A 16,169-nucleotide genomic window follows, 5' to 3' on the forward strand; every position below is an offset into this window, starting at 1 on the left:
GGAGGATGCCCGATTATAGCGAGCGATCCGGCGCCGCCTGCTCGCTAAGCCACCATGTAGCCGCCATCGACGGGCACGATCGTGCCGGTCATGAAAGACGCCGCCGGCGAACACAGAAATGCGACCACGCGCGCCACATCCTCGGGCTGTCCCCAGCGCTTCATCGGCGTGCGGTCGAGGATGCCCTGCGAGCGGCCGTCGTCGTCCTGCAAGGCCTGCGTGAGCGGCGTCGCGATCCAACCCGGCGCGACCGCATTCACGCGAATGCCGTCGGCGGCGTAGGCGATCGCGAGCGACTTCGTCAGTTGCGCGACGCCGCCCTTGCTCGCGCTGTAGGCGGGCACGAGGCCGCCGCCGAAGAAGCTCAGCATCGACGCCGTGTTCACGATCGATCCGCCGCTCGCCTTCAGACGCTCGCGCGCGGCGGCGCACATGCGCATCGTGCCGCTCAGGTTCACCGCGATCACGCGCTCGAACACGCCGATGTCGTGCTCGTCGCCGCGCCGGATCATGCCCGCACAATTCACGAGCACGTCGAGCGCGTCGATGCGTTCGAAGAGCGCCGCGACGCTCGCGTCATCGGCGACATCGAGCGGCGCGACCTCGATGCGCGGCTCCAGCGCTTCGCGTTGCTCGGCGGTCGGCGCGATGCCCGCGGCGATCACGCGCGCGCCGAGCGTCGCGAACTCTTCTGCGATGCCCGCGCCGATGCCTTGCGTGCCGCCGCTCACGACGACGGTCTTGCCCTTGAACAGATCTCTTTGGAAAGTCATATCGAAAGTGAAGGTTTAAACCGCGGCCACGGCGGATGCGTTCTGTTCCGAATCCTGAATCGGCACGCGCACGACGAACATGTAGACGAGCGCCGCCGCGAACGCCACGCCCGCGCTGATGAGAAACGCGTTCACGAACGAATGTGTCTTGTCGACGACGAGCCCGGTGATGAACGGCGCGAACGATCCGCCGAAATAGCCGCCGAAGTTCTGGATGCTACCGAGCGATGCCACCATGTGACGCGGCGCCGCCACGCTCACGAGCGCCCAGGCCGCGCCGCTCGCCATGTTGACGAAGAACATCGCCGCCGAGAGATACACGATCGCGAGCGTGAGGTTCGGCGTGAACGCGGCCGGCACCGTGAAGAGCGCCGCGCCGATGAGGCCCGTGCAGATCGGCCACTTGCGGCTGCGGATGGGCGCGACGCCGCGTGCCATCAGACCATCGGCGACAAAGCCGCTCGACAGCATGCCGAGCGTGCCGAAGAGATAGGGAATCGACACGATCCAGCCGGTCTTCGCGATGGTCAGATGGCGCTCGTGTTCGAGATACGCGGGCAGCCACGTCAGATAGAGCCACACCATATAGATCACGCCCATGAAGCCGAAGATCATGCCCCAGGTCGTCGCCTTGCCGAACAGGCCGCGCCATTCCGCGAAGCTCATGCGGCGTTCCGCGCGCTGCTGTTCCTCGCCTTCGGTCAGATGCGCGATCTCCTGCGGGTCCAGCGCGATGTCGCGGCGGTTGCGGTAGACGATGTACCAGCCGATCGCCACCGCGATCCCCAGCACGCCCATGATGACGAACATGTAGCGCCAGCCGAAGACGAGCAGCAGCGCGGTCAGAATCGGCGGCGCGAGCGCGGGGCCGATCGTCGACGAGGTCACGAAGATGCCGGTTGGCTTGCCGCGTTCACGCAGCGCGAACCATTCGCTCACGACCTTCGCGCCCGCCGGAAACTGCGGCGCCTCGCCGATGCCGAGCGCGATGCGCGCGAACAGGAACTGCTGCAGGCTCGTGACGAGGCCGCCGAACAACTGCGCGACCGACCACACGAACATGCCGAGGCCGAGCATGATGCGCGCGCCGAAGCGGTCGAGCATCACGCCGATCGGCAGTTGCGAGAACGCGTACGCAAATGAGAACGCCGACAGCAGCAAGCCCATCTGCGAAGCCGACAGCCCGAGTTCCTGGCTGACCGAGTGATTGGCGATCGACAGCGTACTGCGGTCGAGGTAATTGACGATGCCCGCCAGCGTGAGAAACGTGAGTGCGACCCACTGGATGCGCTTCAAGCGCGGTGACTTGGCCTGCATGATGTCTCCTTTGGCGCTCTGTTCGGCGCTCATTCGGTTTCGAGTTGTGTTGTGTTGTGTTGTGTTGTGTGCGGACAGTTCAGCGGATGAACTGATCGACGTAATCGGCGCCGAGGCCGACCTCGGTGAAGTGCTTACGGCACATGTCGATCTTCGTGAAGACGTCTTCGTAACCGGTGTGATTGCCGTACGGATCGCAGTAGAACATCACGCCGTTCACCTGGAAGTACGTGATCATTTCCTCGACGTCCTCCGGCACGTAGAGCGTGTGCGTCTCGCCGGGCGGCTCGAAGACATAGCTGCCTTCGGTTGCGACCCAGTCGTGCTCCAGGTAGCGCCACCGGCCCTTGAGCACCATGCCGTGCACGGCTTGCGGATGCCGATGACGCGACAGCACGCCCGACTTGCGCACGCGCAGCAGGTTCATCCAGTAACCTGTCGATGCATTCAGGCACAGCGGCCGGAACCAGACATTCTCCGCTTGAGGGACCCAAAGCCGCTCGTCCTTCGGTATCGCCGATTCGACGACGATTTCCTTCGCCGCCTCGGCGGGGAATGGAAGTTGATAAGGCATGAGTGCTTCTGCCGTGGGATTTGGCGCGGTCATCGCGTCTCCTTGTCCATATTGTGGATAACGAACCGTATTATGGACAATGTTCCGTGCGATGTTGACGCGTGTCAAGCGTTTTGAGTCGACAACGTGAACGCGAGCGGGTCGCGCTTCGCAACACGGAAGTGTGCCTTTTCGATTTGCCCCGGCGATCGGCACCGTCTACACTGGATCGGCTGACGCAATGCAACACGAACCGCGCCGCGTCACGCTGCTGCCACGTTCATCGCCGATCTTGACGATACCGCGCCGATCGCAAGGGGCAACGCGCCTCGCCTGGTTTCACGCCGCCTGTCCTCCCGCACGCAACCGTGCGATACCGACGGCGGCGCCGACTCTCCGATGGAGTTCGAAGCGACCATGATTCAGCCCAGTCCGGCATCCGCTCCCCTTCCTCCCGCGACGTCCGTGCCTAGCGGATTCGTCCCGGCGAAGGCCGCCATCGATTACATCGTCGACGCCTGGCAGCGAGGCATCCTGTTCGCCGACGTGATGCGCGAGCGCGGCAACCAGTATCAGGCCCACTTGCTGGAACGCGCGCCGAACGTGCTCGATTTCGGCACGGAGCTGGTCGTCGACGGGCGCACGCTGCCGCGCCCCGTCAACTACGGCCTCGTGCGCATCACCGCTCCCGACGATCTCAAGCCCGACCGCGACGCCACCGGCGCGCACGATCCGGGCCGCCTGCGTCCGTTCATCGTCTTCGACCCGCGCGCCGGGCACGGCCCGGGCATCGGCGGCTTCAAGCGCGACAGCGAAATCGGCGCCGCCTTGCGCGCGGGCCATCCGTGTTACTTCGTCGGCTTCCTGCCCGATCCGGTGCCGGGCCAGACCGTCGAAGACGTCATGCGCGCCGAAGCGACCTTCCTCGAAAAAGTGATCGAACTGCATCCGGACAGCCCGGGCAAACCCGCCGTGATCGGCAATTGCCAGGCCGGCTGGCAAGTGCTGATGACGGCCGCGATGCGCCCCGAGCTATTCGGGCCGATCATCGTCGCGGGCGCGCCGGTGTCGTACTGGGCGGGCTGGCGCGGCAAGAATCCGATGCGTTATTCGGGCGGGACGCTCGGCGGCTCGTGGCTCACGGCCCTCACGGGCGATCTCGGCGACGGCCGCTTCGACGGCGCCTGGCTCGTGCAGAACTTCGAGACCCTGAACCCGGCCAACACGCTCTGGCAGAAGCAATACAACCTGTACACGAACATCGACAGCGAGGCGTCGCGCTATCTCGGCTTCGAGAAGTACTGGGGCGGCCACGTGTTCCTCAACGCGGGCGAGATGCAGTACATCGTCGACAACCTGTTCGTCGGCAACCGGCTCGTCAGAGGCGAGATCGTCACGTCGGACGGTATCCGCCTCGATCTGCGCAATATCCGCTCGCCGATCGTCGTGTTCTGTTCCTATGGCGACAACATCACGCCGCCGCCGCAGGCACTCGGCTGGATCACCGACCTGTATCGCGACGACGCCGATCTCTTCGGTCACGACCAGACCATCGTCTATGCGACGCACGACAGCATCGGGCACCTCGGCATCTTCGTGTCGAGCAGCACGGGCAAGAAGGAGCATCGCGAGTTCGTGAGCAACGTCGATCTCATCGACCTGCTGCCCTCGGGCCTGTACGAAGCACATATGGGAAAGCGGACTGATGCCACGCCGCACGCCGAATTGGTCGAAGGCGAACACGTGCTGTCGATTTCGCGGCGCGGCATCGACGACGTTCGCGCGATCGTGCAGCCCGACCCGGAAAGCGACCGGCGCTTCGCGACGGCCGCGTATGTGTCCAGCGTCAATCTCGGGCTGTACCGCAATTTCATGCAGCCGTGGGTGCATGCGTGCGTGACGCCGTGGGCCGCCGACGTGGCAAGCCGCGTTCATCCGCTGCGCGTGCCCTATGCATCGTGGTCGGACCGCAATCCGCTCGCATCGAGCGTCGCGCGTCTCGCCGAGGACGTGAAAGAGGCGCGCACGAGCGTCGCCGCGGACAATCCGTTCTGGCAGATGCAGAACGCGATGTCGGATGCGATCGGCGCGTCGCTCGACTTCTACCGCGATACGCGGGATACAGCCGTCGAACAGCTCTTCGAAGCGGTCTACGGCATGCCGTGGCTGCAGGCGATGGCGGGTCTTCCTCCGCGAAGCGCCGACGAAAGGGCCGACGAAAGCGCCGCCCCGCTGACCGAGCCGGGCGATTCGGAAGCACGCAGCGCGTCGATCGCCGCCGCGCACAAACATCTGCGCGACGACATGACGAAAGGCGGCCTTATCGAAGCGAGCGTGCGCGCGCTGCTGTTCGTGCGCCGCACGCATGGCGAGGCCGACGAGCGCCGTTTCAATCTCGCGCGTGAAATGCTGAGCACGTTGTCCGATCGCGGCATCCTCGCGTTCAAGGAAGTCGTGCGCGAACAGGCGGCGCTGCTGCGGCTCGACGTCGACGCCGCCATCGACGCCCTGCCCGGCATGCTGGCGAACGCCGCGCCGGCCGACATCCGCAACGCCGCGCGCCACATCGACACGCTTACCACGACGCTTCCGCTCGACGACGTCGAACGCGCCGACCTCGCGCGCGTGCTGTCGATTTTCGAATCGGCATCGAAGACGAAGACCAAATCGACGCGGCGGGCCGAGACGCGTCAGCAAGTCGAATGACGGGCTTCGCCGCGCGCAGGCCACACTGAAAACCGAGGGCACATGCCATGGAACACAAGCGTGAGAAGTACGAGCGCCTCGTCGCGTTTGCCGCGACGCTGCCGCCGACACCGACCGCCGTCGCGCATCCATGCGATCACGATTCGCTGTCGGCCGTGATCGAGGCGGCGCGCCTCGGGCTGATCGCGCCGATCCTGGTCGGGCCGCGCGAGAAGATCGAAGCGGCGGCGAGGGAAGGCAATCTCGATCTCGGCGATCTGCCCATCGTCGACGCGCCGCACAGTCACGCGGCCGCAGCCGCCGCCGTGCAACTCGTGCACGAAGGGCGTGCCGAGGCGCTGATGAAAGGCTCGCTGCACACCGACGAACTGATGGCCGCCGTCGTTTCGCGCGCCACCGGCCTGCGCACCGAGCGCCGCGTGAGCCACTGCTTCATCATGGACGTGCCCGGCCGCGAGGACGCGCTCATCATCACCGACGCGGCCGTCAACATCTCGCCGACGCTCGACGAAAAGCGCGACATCGTGCAGAACGCCATCGACCTCGCGCACGCACTGCGCTTTCCCGCAGCGCGGGTCGCGATCCTCTCCGCGATGGAGACGGTCAATTCGAAAGTGCCTTCGACGCTCGACGCCGCCGCGCTCTGCAAGATGGCCGACCGCCGGCAGATCACGGACGGCATTCTGGACGGCCCGCTCGCCCTCGACAACGCGATCAGCGAGGAAGCCGCCCGGATCAAGGGCATTGTGTCGCCGGTCGCGGGACACGCGAACGTGCTCGTGGTGCCGGACCTCGAAGCCGGCAATCTGCTCGCGAAGAGCCTCTCGTTTCTCGCCCACGCGGACGCCGCGGGCATCGTGCTCGGCGCGAAGGTGCCGATCGTCCTGACGAGCCGCGCCGATTCGGTGATAACAAGGCTCGCGTCGTGCGCGGTCGCTTCGCTCGTTGCGCTCGCGCGGCGCGAGAAAGCGTCTGCCGGCATCGTGTAGGGGCATCGCATGGACGTCATTCTGGTCATCAACTCCGGCTCGTCCAGCATCAAGTTTCATGGGTTCTCGGTGAGCGGCGGCACGCTCGATCCGATCGCGGGCGGCAAGCTCGAAGAGCTATACACGAAGCCGCGCTTCCAGGCGAAGCGGCAGAGCGGCGAAGTCATCGAAGACCGTGGCTGGCCGGAAGGCGAAAGCCTCGGCCACGACAACGCGATCGCGTTTCTGCTTGACTGGCTGCGCGCGCATGCGGGCGACGCGACGCTGCTCGCCGTCGGACATCGCGTCGTGCATGGCGGCAACCGTTATTCCGTGCCGGTTCGCATCGACGCCAAGGTGATGGACGAACTCGAAGCACTCGTTCCGCTCGCGCCGCTGCATCAGCCGCATAACCTCGCGGCAATCCGTTCGATCGAGGCGCGCAATCCGGACGTGCCGCAGATCGCCTGCTTCGACACCGCGTTTCATCACACGCAACCGGCCGTCGCGACACGCTATGCGCTGCCGCCCGACATCACGAGCCAGGGCGTGCGTCGCTACGGCTTTCATGGACTCTCCTACGAATTCATCGCGAGCGCGTTGCCGCAATACGGCGAGCGCGCCGCGCGCGGCAAGACGGTCGTGCTGCATCTCGGCAACGGCGCGAGCATGACCGCACTCGACGGCGGCAAGAGCATCGCGAGCACGATGGGTTTCACCGCCGTCGAAGGGCTCGTCATGGGGACGCGCTCGGGCACACTCGATCCGGGCGTCGTGCTGTGGATGATGCAACAGGCGCACATGGACGCGCACTCGATCGAGACGCTGCTGTACAAGCGCTCGGGCCTGCTCGGCGTCTCCGGGATATCGAGCGACATGCGCGCGCTGCTCGCGAGCGACGAACCCGCCGCGGCCGAAGCCGTCGAGTTGTTTTGCTACCGGATCTCGCGGGAACTCGGATCGCTCGCGGCCGCGCTTGGCGGACTCGATGCAGTCGTGTTCACGGCGGGCATCGGCGAATATGCGGCGCCCGTGCGCGAGCGCGTGTGCCGCGCGGCGGCGTGGCTCGGTGTGTCGCTCGACGCGGCTGCGAACGCGAAGCACGGTCCGCTCATCAGCGATGCCGCGAGCGCCGTCGAAGTCTGGGTCATACCGACCAACGAGGAGCTGATGATCGCTCGCCACACGCTCGACCGACTGGAGGCATGAGCATGGACCCGCTTTCCGCGCAGCCGTTCTCGCAACGCAAGGTGCTGATCGTCGGCATCGCCAATGAGCATTCGATCGCCCACGGCTGCGCGCGCGCATTCCGCGAACTGGGCGCGGAACTCGCCGTGACCTATCTCAACGACAAGGCGAGGCGCTTTGTCGAGCCGCTCGCGGAAGAGCTCGGCGCGTCGATGCTGCTGCCGCTCGACGTCTCGCAGCCCGGCGAACTCGAAGCGGTGTTCGACACCATTCGCGAGCGCTGGGGAAGGCTCGACGTCGCCGTGCATTCGATCGCCTTCGCACCGAAGATCGACTTGCAAGGCGGCCTTCTCAACAGTTCGGCCGAGGGTTTCGCGCAGGCGATGGACATCTCGTGCCATTCGTTCATCCGCATGGCGCGGCTCGCCGCTCCGCTGATGGACGACGGCGGTTCGATGTTCGCGATGAGCTATCTGGGCGCGTCGCGCGTCGTGCCCAACTACGATCTGATGGGGCCGGTGAAGGCGGCGCTCGAAGCGTCGTGCCGCTATCTCGCGCACGAACTGGGACCGAAGCGCATCCGCGTGCATCCGATCTCGCCGGGACCGTTGAAGACGCGCGCCGCTTCGGGGCTCAAGGACTTCGACCTGCTGCTCAACGAAGCGGCCGCGCGCGCACCGATCGGCGAACTGGTGGACATCATGGATGTCGGCTACACCTGCGCATTTCTCGCGACGCCGTACGCACGGCGCATGACGGGCAATACGATCTTCGTCGATGGCGGCGTCAGTATCATGAATGGGTGACTGCTGTGCTCTCGCTCACCGCGCGTCATTGATTCAGTCGCCAACGTTACGTGATCGAGGCGTGCGTGGATAGCGCGATCAAGGTGCAACCGCATGCACTCCGATGGCCGTGTAGTGCCACAGGCACGCCGTTATCGAAAATCATGTCAGAACCTTCGATGATCGGGTTGACACCGTGCCCCGGAAGCGGACAGGAAACCAGATCGCCCCGGCGCGCGACCTTGCGGCCTAATACGTCCATTGTGTCGGAGCCGCTGATCACAAATCCGCCGTGAGTGGTGGAGTCGCCTACACAGGCTATTGATGTCATGCTGGAAAATCCCTTTTGTGATTGGATACCCGCGATCATGCGCATTGACGTTTGGGTACGCAAGTTTGTTTGTTGACTAGGATGTGATTTGATGAATTGTTGTTCTGATGCAAACGCCCGGCGGTTGATCGTGGTTGGGCGTCGAGCAGACCGACCATTACCGCCGAGTAGATGAATAAAGGGCCACGCAAGGGCGCCCTTTATTCGTTCCGTACTTCGCACTCCGACGAAACTAGTCTCCCAGGATGCGCGGGCAGCCACGCTGCATCCTCCGCCGATATAAGCGCAAACCGTTTTGCGTTTTCCTGGGGTGTCTCATGCAGAATCTCAGCAATATAAAACCTACCTTACACGACGTTCAGTCTTTCTCAACCGCACAATAAATTGAGGTTCGCCGATCTTTCCCTGCGCGCGGCGACGTTAAATACACTCTAAAAGTCCCAATTGTTTCGCTCCGTTCCTGTTCAAGTGACCCCGAGTTATATTTGACTGAACGCGCATACGCGACCATATCGTCCTGCGGCACAGAATGAAATCTACTCACAAACGGGCCGGCTTGCGTATAGTCCCTGAGCACATCGTCTATCTTTGCTTTTAAACCATCAATATCGGCCCTTAGATCTACCACCAGGCTCATTCCTTTTGCATCGGGACGGTTATATAACACAAACGATTTGATGGGATAGCCAAACAGAGTTACGGAGATTTTCGGGTCATAAAATGACTCTTCTTTATCATCAGTCAGCCTCCCCGGTCCACTAACGATTCCCGCGCTCCGTAAAGTCGCCAAATCAGATCGTCCATCGGGCCTGAAAAATTTCCCGGGGGCACTTGCCATGCAAAGCGTCTGATCTGCCAGCCAGTCCAGTTCCTTTGACTGAACACAAGTCGAAAAAAGAAAAATTGCAAGTAATTTAAAGATTGAATATTTATTCATTAACGCCAACTTTAATCTCTGGATTTTCAAGATTTTTTGATAAATCGTCATTTACTTCGACTAATATAGTCATCCATCGCTTTTGAAAAATTTCCATTTTTTCTCATCTCGTTTGCCAACGCTTCGGCTTGTCTTATTTGCATAGCGGGCATATTTTTCCTATCCGCGCGTACGTCGTCGGCAGCCGTTTCATTACCGCCTTCCGCTGAAAGAATAAACAGTGCGGGACCAAGGATTTTGCTTGAATCTTTGATAGGTCCGGTTCCATCTCCCTCCAGCAGTCCAGATCCATGTAATGCACCCAAACTAAGCAACGCTTTTGGATTGCCTTGTGCAGCTGACAAGCGATAAAGCCGGGTCGCTTGCTTGACGTCTAGCTTTAACCCCAGGCCCAACTGGTATAGTTCTCCCAAGAGCGCCTGGGCCTCCGCGTTTCCATCTTTTGCCAAAGGGACTAATTCCCGAACTTCGGCTTTGAAATCCCCGTTTTCGCCCGCTGCAATCGCTGCCTTCAGATCTGCAAGAGCCGGTGTTGCCGTGCAACATGCAGAAAAAATGACACTGCTTACAATAAATTTTTTCATTTTATCTTTTAAATAAGAAGTCGGATGATATTTATTTGAATCACGAGTTTTAATAAATTAAACCCGCATCAATAAATTACGACGACATCGCTTGCAGCACTCCACTTGGTAGCAAATCAGACGGTCAGAGATAATTCTTACTTCTCCTGGCTCCAGCCGCGCGGGGTTGCGCCATTGCCGACGGAGGAACCGGTAGCCCTTGGGGTAACAGGTTTTCCATCCAGAGTAGCGCGGGCCCATTGCCTGAAGGCCCAATGGGTCAGCGTGGTTAGTTAGATGTCCGTTCACGTAAGCGAATTGATTTAGCCTGCCAGTTAACCCCAATCGGGTCATTAGACGTGTAGCGCCCGATCTTTAAAGCAGAGAAGCGGTCAGAGTCGCCATTGAACAGGGGCGGCTCTTCATTACCGCCGAGTAGACGAAGGGCCGCGTTTGCGGCCCTTTATCTTTACGACGCCTCTTCAAAATACCAAGTCAAAAACTGATAAAAAGTAGCCCAGCGAGGCGGCACCTTACCTTCCAGAAATTGTTCCCGCATTGCAAGATCGAAGTCATACACTGCTTGATCGTCCTTGCTGTACAGATACATGCCTTCACTTTCGTCTGACGTTAGCGCCAGATACTGCTCTGGAATCTGGTATCGCTCACGAACATACTGGGTTTGATCGGGTATCGCAGGAATAGCGGGCCCCTCTATGTCCAAGAGTTCTGCGACAGGGCGAGGACTTATAAAGCTTCCTTGGTATTCTAAATAAAAATTTCCAAATTCAGAGTCCAGAGCAATCCCTAAACCGTGAAGGGTTTTTTCGGCTGACCTCCTATCAGTACGGTTTACATCGCCGCTTGCCTTGGTCAGATGCATTTTCACATTTGATGGGATCATCGGTTACACGCTCCGTTTTTTGACGCATTTGCGTTGGTTGCTCGATCCTTCCAATACTGCTCTCGATCGGTATCGAATGCACCGCGGTCAACCGGGAAATCCGGGTTCTTTTGATTTCCGTATGGATGCAATGCTTCTCGGCCAGCACCGTTTGCTGCTCTATGCGTGCTCGTTGTTACCTCAAATAGAGGACCAATTGATTGCTGCCGTGAATGGTGCAATTGAATCTGTTGTGGAACACCATCTTTCATCATGAAGGGGGCGCCGCCTTCCATTGCGCGTTGCAAGTTCGTTTTTCCGCGATATTCCAGATCCCAATCAATATTCTGTTGGAACACTGTATATGAAAGGCCCGTTCCCTTACCGCACGGCCCCCAAGTCGATTTCTTGAATCGGTTAAGGCCTAACGGGTCGATCCACTCAGTCGGGTTAGGCGCATATAGATACGGGTGAACGCCACCGGCCAGCCCAATTGGGTCTTTACTAATAAACCTACCCGTGCCCGGATCGTAGTACCGATGTCGATTGTAGTGCAGCCCCGTCTCAGCGTCTTCGTACTGCCCTTGCGCCCGAATCGCATTCCCCACCGCATCGAGGCTGCTGCTCACCTGCGCCCGATCCTGCTTGCCACCCTTCAACCCGGCCCACGCCTTATACCGGGCAAGCCAAACCACCTTCCCCGACGCATCGACCAGTTCCTGCGGCGTGCCTAAATGATCGTTCTGATAGAAGTACGTCGCGTGCCGCGTGGTCGGCGGATATTCGACGAACCGTCCATCGGGGCCCGTCTTGAAGTACGCCGGCTCGACCAGAATCTCATCGAGTTTCACGAGCGGCACGAACGTCCCCGGCTCGTGCAGATACAGCGACACCGCTCGCCACTCATCCTTCGACGTATGCTGCCGTTGCACCACCGGCACCGAGTATTGATCGGCCGGATCGTCGCGAATCAGCTCGATGCGCCGATACTCCGGCTGCCGGTAAGCACCCCGACGCGGCGGCGGCACATGGAAGCGTTCTTCCATCAGCAGCACGTCGCCGTCCCAGGTGAACACCGTCCTGTCGATGCTCGCGTTCGGATGGTGAACTTCCTTCAGCACCCGACGCCCGAACGCGTCGTAGCTGAACTTCACTGTTAGCTCGGGAGCCACTGACCCCTCCCGTTCCAACGACTGCGGCGTCTTCGCAAACCGCCGCACTTCCTTGAGCCGGTTCAGCGCATCGTACCGATAGAGCCAGGTCGGCCCATGCCACTCGATGCGCCGCGCGAGATTGCCGTGGTCATCGTAGTCGTAGCGGGTGTTCCGATACTCGCGCATCAAGTTATCGAGCCACTTTGGCAGCGACGCCTCGTAGTCGCGCCGCTTCTGGCCGTCTTCCCAGGCGCGGCGGTCGTAGCGCCTCGGCGCCGACGTCTCGTCCGGATGCGTGCGCAGCCACGTATCGTCCTCGGCCTTTTCCCGCGCGAAGCGGGCGGTGCGCGCCTCGGCGCTTTCAACCTCCGGCGGGGCGGGAACCTTCTCCGGATCGACCGGATTGCCCGCCGGATCGAACGCGAAGTGTTCCGTCAGGTCGGGCGACACCGCCTTGAGCAAGCGTCCCACCGGGTCGTAACCGTACTCGGTCACGCCGCGCGTGCGATCGTCGATGCGCATCAGGTGCCCGGCCGCGCTGTACTGCAAGCGTCGCTCGGCGATCGGATCGTGTGACGCGTTTGATTTAACCGCGAGCCGCGCAAGCCGCCCCGCCGGATCGTAACTGCGGCTCTGCGCGAACGCCGCGTGCGTGCGAGCCGTCTCCCGATGCAGCTTGTCGCGCTCGAAGTCGAGTAGGGGCTTACCGTCGAGCAAGACGCCGTGTACGTGTCCCGAGCCGTAGCGCAGCCAGTCGACCGTGCGCGTGTTCGGCAGCACCGTGCGCGTGCGGTTGCCGAGTGCATCGTATTCGTGACGCGTGACGCTCGCATAGCTGGCCGCGTGATCCAGATGGACGTGCTGCTCCTCGGCGATCAGATTGCCCGCATCGTCGTAATGAAAGCGCACCGTGCTGCCTTCGGTCTGCGCGGTCGTGAGACGCGCGCGCTGATCGTAGTAGAAACGCTGACTGACCGTGCCCGAGGACCCGCGCGTATCACGCTGCGTCAACTGACCCAGCGGATTGCGCGTGTATTCGGTCGATACCTCGCCCTCGCGCGAGGCGCCCAACTGGCCGGCCGCGTCGTATGCGTAATAGGTGGTCTTGCCGTTGAAGCCGGTCTCTTCGATCAACTGGCCGAGCGCGTCGTAGCGGAATGTCGTCGCCTGATTGTTCTCGTTGCGCAGTTGCGTGAGGCGCCATTGACGGTCGTAGTGATAGGTGAGCCAGCGCCCCGCCGCGTCGGTGCGCCAGGTGAGTTGCTGATTGCCGTTGTACTGATAGCGCGTCAGTTGCCCCGCGCCGTCCGTGTAGGTCAGCAGATTGCCTTCGCCATCGTGGACGAAGCGCTCTTGCGTACCATCGGCGCGCGTGATCTGCGTGAGTTGGCCGCGTGCGTCGTGGACGAAGGAAGTGGCGTGACCCTCCGCATCGGTGCGCCGCAGCAAGTGGCCGCGTTCGTCATACGTATAGCGCGTAGCGTGGCCCGAGCAGTCGGTCGCTTCGGTCAGGCGCCCGGTTCCGTCGTAGGAGAACCGGCGTGTGCCGCCCTTCGGATCGGTCAGCGCGAGCAATTGGCCGCTGCTGCTCCAGGTGTAGCGCGTCACGCGGCCCGCCGCATCAGTGACGGATGCCGGCCGGCCCAGTGCGTCGTAGTCGGTGATCGTCACATCGCCCGCGGCGTTCGTCACCTTGACCGGCAGGCCGTCCTCGTCGTACTCGGTGCGCGTGATGTTGCCCATCGCGTCGGTCGTGGCGATCAGACGCCCCGCGTCGTCGTAGTCGAACTGCTGGGTCTGGCCCGCCGCGTTCTTGGCCCGGCTCAGGTTGCCGCGCGCGTCCCACAGATACGTGTCGGCGATCCCCGTCGGGTGCTCGACCAGCACGATCTGGTTGTGATAGTCGTAGCGGTGGATCGTCGAATTGCCGTCGGCATCGGTGACCTTGGTGTACCAGTGCTCGCGGTGATACTCGAAACGCGTGTCCTGCTGGATGTCGATCTCGCGCGGGTTGTCGTTCCCACTGCCGCGCCATTCGCGCACGACGCGCGCATCGGCGGGCGCGGGTAATCCGTCGCGGCGCCCCGGCCAGTCCCATTCGAGGTGCGTCGCGTAGCCGTTGAAGTCGGTGTAACGGGTCAGCAGGTGCTGCGTGTAGTCGAAGCTGCGGCGGTGGCCTAAAACATCCGTGTGCGCGATCAGGTCGCCTTCGCGGTTGTAGTCGTAGCGGGCGAGCACGTCGATCGCTTCGCCCGTTGCGTTCACGCGCGTAATCGACGCGACGCGGCCTTCGGCGTAGGCGAGACGGATCGCGAGGCCGTGGCCGTCGCTGATACCGGTCAATTCGCCTTGCTGGCTGTAGGCGAACGAATGGCCCAGGCCGTCGCGGCCGGTGCGGCTCGCGAGAACATATCGTTGACCGTGCAGTCGATAGTCCTCGCGCGAGCCGTCCAGATAGCGCAGCACCACGCTGCGCGCATCGGGGCGACTTACCGTCAGTTGCTCGCGCTCGACCGCCAGCGCATCGCCGATCGCGATCGGCGGCAGCTCGACCGCGCGGTTGTCGGGGTCGAAGAAGGTGAGCTTGCCGTCGTCTTCGGCGAGCGACAGGTGAAACGGACTGCTCCAGCGCGCGCCGAGCGGGCTCGCGTCGTATGCGGCGAGGCTCGAACGGTAGCGGCGCGCCCACACGATCGGCACCACGCCCTCGAGCGCGAAGTCGACTTGCGTCAGATTCTCGTCGCCCATCGCGTAGTTGACGGATTTGCCTGTGCCGGTCGACGGACAGCCGCAGCCGTCCTTCGCGGGCGTCTTGCTGCCTTTCTCCGGCTTTTGCGTGCTGTCCCGGTGCTCGCCGGGTTTCGTGTGGGGCTTGGCAGCCGCGCCGGGCGCGGCCTGCGCGGTATGCGACGGCGGGGGTTCATGGTGCTCACCGGCACCGCCTTTCGAGGTCGTATTTGCGCCCGCGTGTCCGTCTACATGCGTTGAGGCAGTCGGGTGTGTCGAACCTGTCGGGTGTGTCGAACTCGCCGGGCGCGTCGAACTCGTCGGATGCGTCGAACTCGTCGGGTGTGTCGAAGCCGCCGGGTGTGTCGAACTCGTCGGGTGCGAACTGGGCGCGGTAAGCAGCGCAGGGCCACGCCGGCGCTTGATCTCGTCGACGATCTGCTTTGCCATGAACAGCAGCGTGCCGGCCTTGGCGATATCGCCGATGGCCGCCGCGATCATCTCCGGCGCATGGCGGTCGAACTCGTCGAGCCACGCGAGGATCGCCGCGCGCTGGCCCGAGAGTTTGAGGAGTTCATCGATCCCGTACAGCGCGATTTCTTCGGTGGACGGCACCCACGACAGAAACCCGGTCTTCTCCTTGAGCATGCCCATCTGGTGCGCGGCCGTGACGGGGCTTTCGACGAACCCCCGCACCGTGTGCGACGCCCGTCGTATCCCGGAGATGATGTCGTCTTTCCAGCCTTGCAGGTGCTTGTCCAGTTCGGACATGAAGGCGAGCACGTTGCCGCCCGCCGTCGCCCAGAAGATGTCGACCAGCACCGCCGTCCCCAGACCCTTGGCGAACGCGATCAGCACTTCCTTCACCACCGCGCGCGCCGGGCGGCTCGCGTTGCCCGCGGCCGGCACCACGCCGATCGCATCGATGGTCAGCACGCTCCAGTTGAATATGTTCCTCGCACCGCCGTTCTTGCCGCTGCAAATACCGTGGACGTCGGTGGCGACGTCCCACAGCGACATCGCATTGCCCACCACCGGCAGCATGTACAGGCACTGGATAAAGATCTCGTGGCTGTGGTTCGCCACGGAACTCGCCGCGACGTATTGGAGTGTCGGGTGCGCGGCGGGCGCCACGGCCGGACTGACGATCACGCGCCGGTGTTCCGCATTGGCTTTGAGTTCGGCGGGGGTTTGATTCGCGTGCGACGTGTTCGGGGTGGAAGGCGGGGCCATCGTGTGTATTGTTCTTTTATCGGAGATTGATTCGAATGCGTTTCGCGAAAC

General features: G+C 62.4%; 12 protein-coding genes. 4 read left to right on the top strand and 8 right to left on the bottom strand.

Annotated elements, in window-relative coordinates:
* Nucleotides 1–44: 44 nt before the first annotated feature.
* The 3 genes from AWB66_RS08525 to AWB66_RS08535 all read right to left on the bottom strand — a co-directional run bounded on the left by AWB66_RS08525 (nt 45) and on the right by AWB66_RS08535 (nt 2,697).
* Complete coding sequence (locus AWB66_RS08525) at nt 45–773, bottom strand: SDR family NAD(P)-dependent oxidoreductase (RefSeq protein ID WP_087629850.1); 729 nt, start codon at nt 771–773, stop codon at nt 45–47.
* Nucleotides 774–788: 15 nt separating this feature from the next.
* Nucleotides 789–2,090 carry an MFS transporter gene (locus AWB66_RS08530; RefSeq protein WP_087630007.1) on the bottom strand — a complete coding sequence of 434 codons (1,302 nt, stop codon included), beginning with the start codon at nt 2,088–2,090 and terminating at the stop codon, nt 789–791.
* Nucleotides 2,091–2,169: 79 nt separating this feature from the next.
* Complete coding sequence (locus AWB66_RS08535) at nt 2,170–2,697, bottom strand: 2,4'-dihydroxyacetophenone dioxygenase family protein (RefSeq protein ID WP_087629851.1); 528 nt, start codon at nt 2,695–2,697, stop codon at nt 2,170–2,172.
* 363 nt (nt 2,698–3,060) lie between these two features.
* Here AWB66_RS08535 and AWB66_RS08540 point away from each other — a divergent pair, with 363 nt between their 5' ends.
* The 4 genes from AWB66_RS08540 to fabI are packed head-to-tail and all read left to right on the top strand — an operon-like array spanning nt 3,061 to nt 8,311.
* Entirely contained in the window at nt 3,061–5,349 is a 2,289-nt protein-coding gene (locus tag AWB66_RS08540; protein WP_087630008.1) for a DUF3141 domain-containing protein, read from the top strand.
* Between the two features lie 47 nt (nt 5,350–5,396).
* Nucleotides 5,397–6,338 carry a phosphate acetyltransferase gene (locus AWB66_RS08545; protein ID WP_087629852.1) on the top strand — a complete coding sequence of 314 codons (942 nt, stop codon included), beginning with the start codon at nt 5,397–5,399 and terminating at the stop codon, nt 6,336–6,338.
* Between the two features lie 9 nt (nt 6,339–6,347).
* Nucleotides 6,348–7,526: an acetate/propionate family kinase gene (locus tag AWB66_RS08550; RefSeq protein ID WP_087629853.1), complete on the top strand. Its 1,179-nt coding sequence runs from the start codon at nt 6,348–6,350 to the stop codon at nt 7,524–7,526.
* Between the two features lie 2 nt (nt 7,527–7,528).
* Nucleotides 7,529–8,311 (top strand): enoyl-ACP reductase FabI, encoded by a 783-nt coding sequence (gene fabI, locus AWB66_RS08555; protein ID WP_087629854.1) that lies wholly within the window; start codon nt 7,529–7,531, stop codon nt 8,309–8,311.
* Between the two features lie 46 nt (nt 8,312–8,357).
* On the opposite strand, the gene AWB66_RS08560 is transcribed toward fabI, so the two are convergent.
* The 5 genes from AWB66_RS08560 to AWB66_RS08570 form a co-directional block, all read right to left on the bottom strand.
* On the bottom strand, nt 8,358–8,666 hold the full coding sequence (locus AWB66_RS08560) for a PAAR domain-containing protein (RefSeq protein WP_407642274.1): 309 nt from the start codon (nt 8,664–8,666) through the stop codon (nt 8,358–8,360).
* 313 nt (nt 8,667–8,979) lie between these two features.
* Nucleotides 8,980–9,609, bottom strand: coding sequence for a hypothetical protein (locus AWB66_RS32870; protein WP_125469686.1), 630 nt, complete (start codon nt 9,607–9,609; stop codon nt 8,980–8,982).
* Nucleotides 9,606–10,142 carry a tetratricopeptide repeat protein gene (locus tag AWB66_RS32875; RefSeq protein WP_125469687.1) on the bottom strand — a complete coding sequence of 179 codons (537 nt, stop codon included), beginning with the start codon at nt 10,140–10,142 and terminating at the stop codon, nt 9,606–9,608. Before AWB66_RS32875 ends, AWB66_RS32870 begins: the two co-directional genes overlap by 4 nt.
* A gap of 448 nt (nt 10,143–10,590) precedes the next feature.
* A complete protein-coding gene (locus tag AWB66_RS32880; protein ID WP_125469688.1) occupies nt 10,591–11,025 on the bottom strand; it encodes an SMI1/KNR4 family protein in 435 nt (144 codons plus the stop codon).
* Nucleotides 11,022–16,118, bottom strand: coding sequence for an RHS repeat-associated core domain-containing protein (locus AWB66_RS08570; protein ID WP_087629856.1), 5,097 nt, complete (start codon nt 16,116–16,118; stop codon nt 11,022–11,024). Before AWB66_RS08570 ends, AWB66_RS32880 begins: the two co-directional genes overlap by 4 nt.
* Nucleotides 16,119–16,169: the final 51 nt, after the last annotated feature.

This window comes from Caballeronia telluris (assembly GCF_001544495.1).
Classification (GTDB): Bacteria; Pseudomonadota; Gammaproteobacteria; order Burkholderiales; family Burkholderiaceae; genus Caballeronia; species Caballeronia telluris.

Bases quoted from the DNA above. Each gene is read 5' to 3' on its own strand.
- AWB66_RS08535 (WP_087629851.1), bottom strand. From the start codon at position 2,697: ATGACCGCGCCAAATCCCACGGCAGAAGCACTCATGCCTTATCAACTT.
- AWB66_RS08570 (WP_087629856.1), bottom strand. From the start codon at position 16,118: ATGGCCCCGCCTTCCACCCCGAACACGTCGCACGCGAATCAAACCCCC.
- fabI (WP_087629854.1), top strand. From the start codon at position 7,529: ATGGACCCGCTTTCCGCGCAGCCGTTCTCGCAACGCAAGGTGCTGATC.
- AWB66_RS08540 (WP_087630008.1), top strand. From the start codon at position 3,061: ATGATTCAGCCCAGTCCGGCATCCGCTCCCCTTCCTCCCGCGACGTCC.
- AWB66_RS32870 (WP_125469686.1), bottom strand. From the start codon at position 9,609: ATGACGATTTATCAAAAAATCTTGAAAATCCAGAGATTAAAGTTGGCG.
- AWB66_RS32875 (WP_125469687.1), bottom strand. From the start codon at position 10,142: ATGAAAAAATTTATTGTAAGCAGTGTCATTTTTTCTGCATGTTGCACG.
- AWB66_RS08530 (WP_087630007.1), bottom strand. From the start codon at position 2,090: ATGCAGGCCAAGTCACCGCGCTTGAAGCGCATCCAGTGGGTCGCACTC.
- AWB66_RS08525 (WP_087629850.1), bottom strand. From the start codon at position 773: ATGACTTTCCAAAGAGATCTGTTCAAGGGCAAGACCGTCGTCGTGAGC.
- AWB66_RS32880 (WP_125469688.1), bottom strand. From the start codon at position 11,025: ATGATCCCATCAAATGTGAAAATGCATCTGACCAAGGCAAGCGGCGAT.
- AWB66_RS08560 (WP_407642274.1), bottom strand. From the start codon at position 8,666: ATGCGCATGATCGCGGGTATCCAATCACAAAAGGGATTTTCCAGCATG.
- AWB66_RS08545 (WP_087629852.1), top strand. From the start codon at position 5,397: ATGGAACACAAGCGTGAGAAGTACGAGCGCCTCGTCGCGTTTGCCGCG.
- AWB66_RS08550 (WP_087629853.1), top strand. From the start codon at position 6,348: ATGGACGTCATTCTGGTCATCAACTCCGGCTCGTCCAGCATCAAGTTT.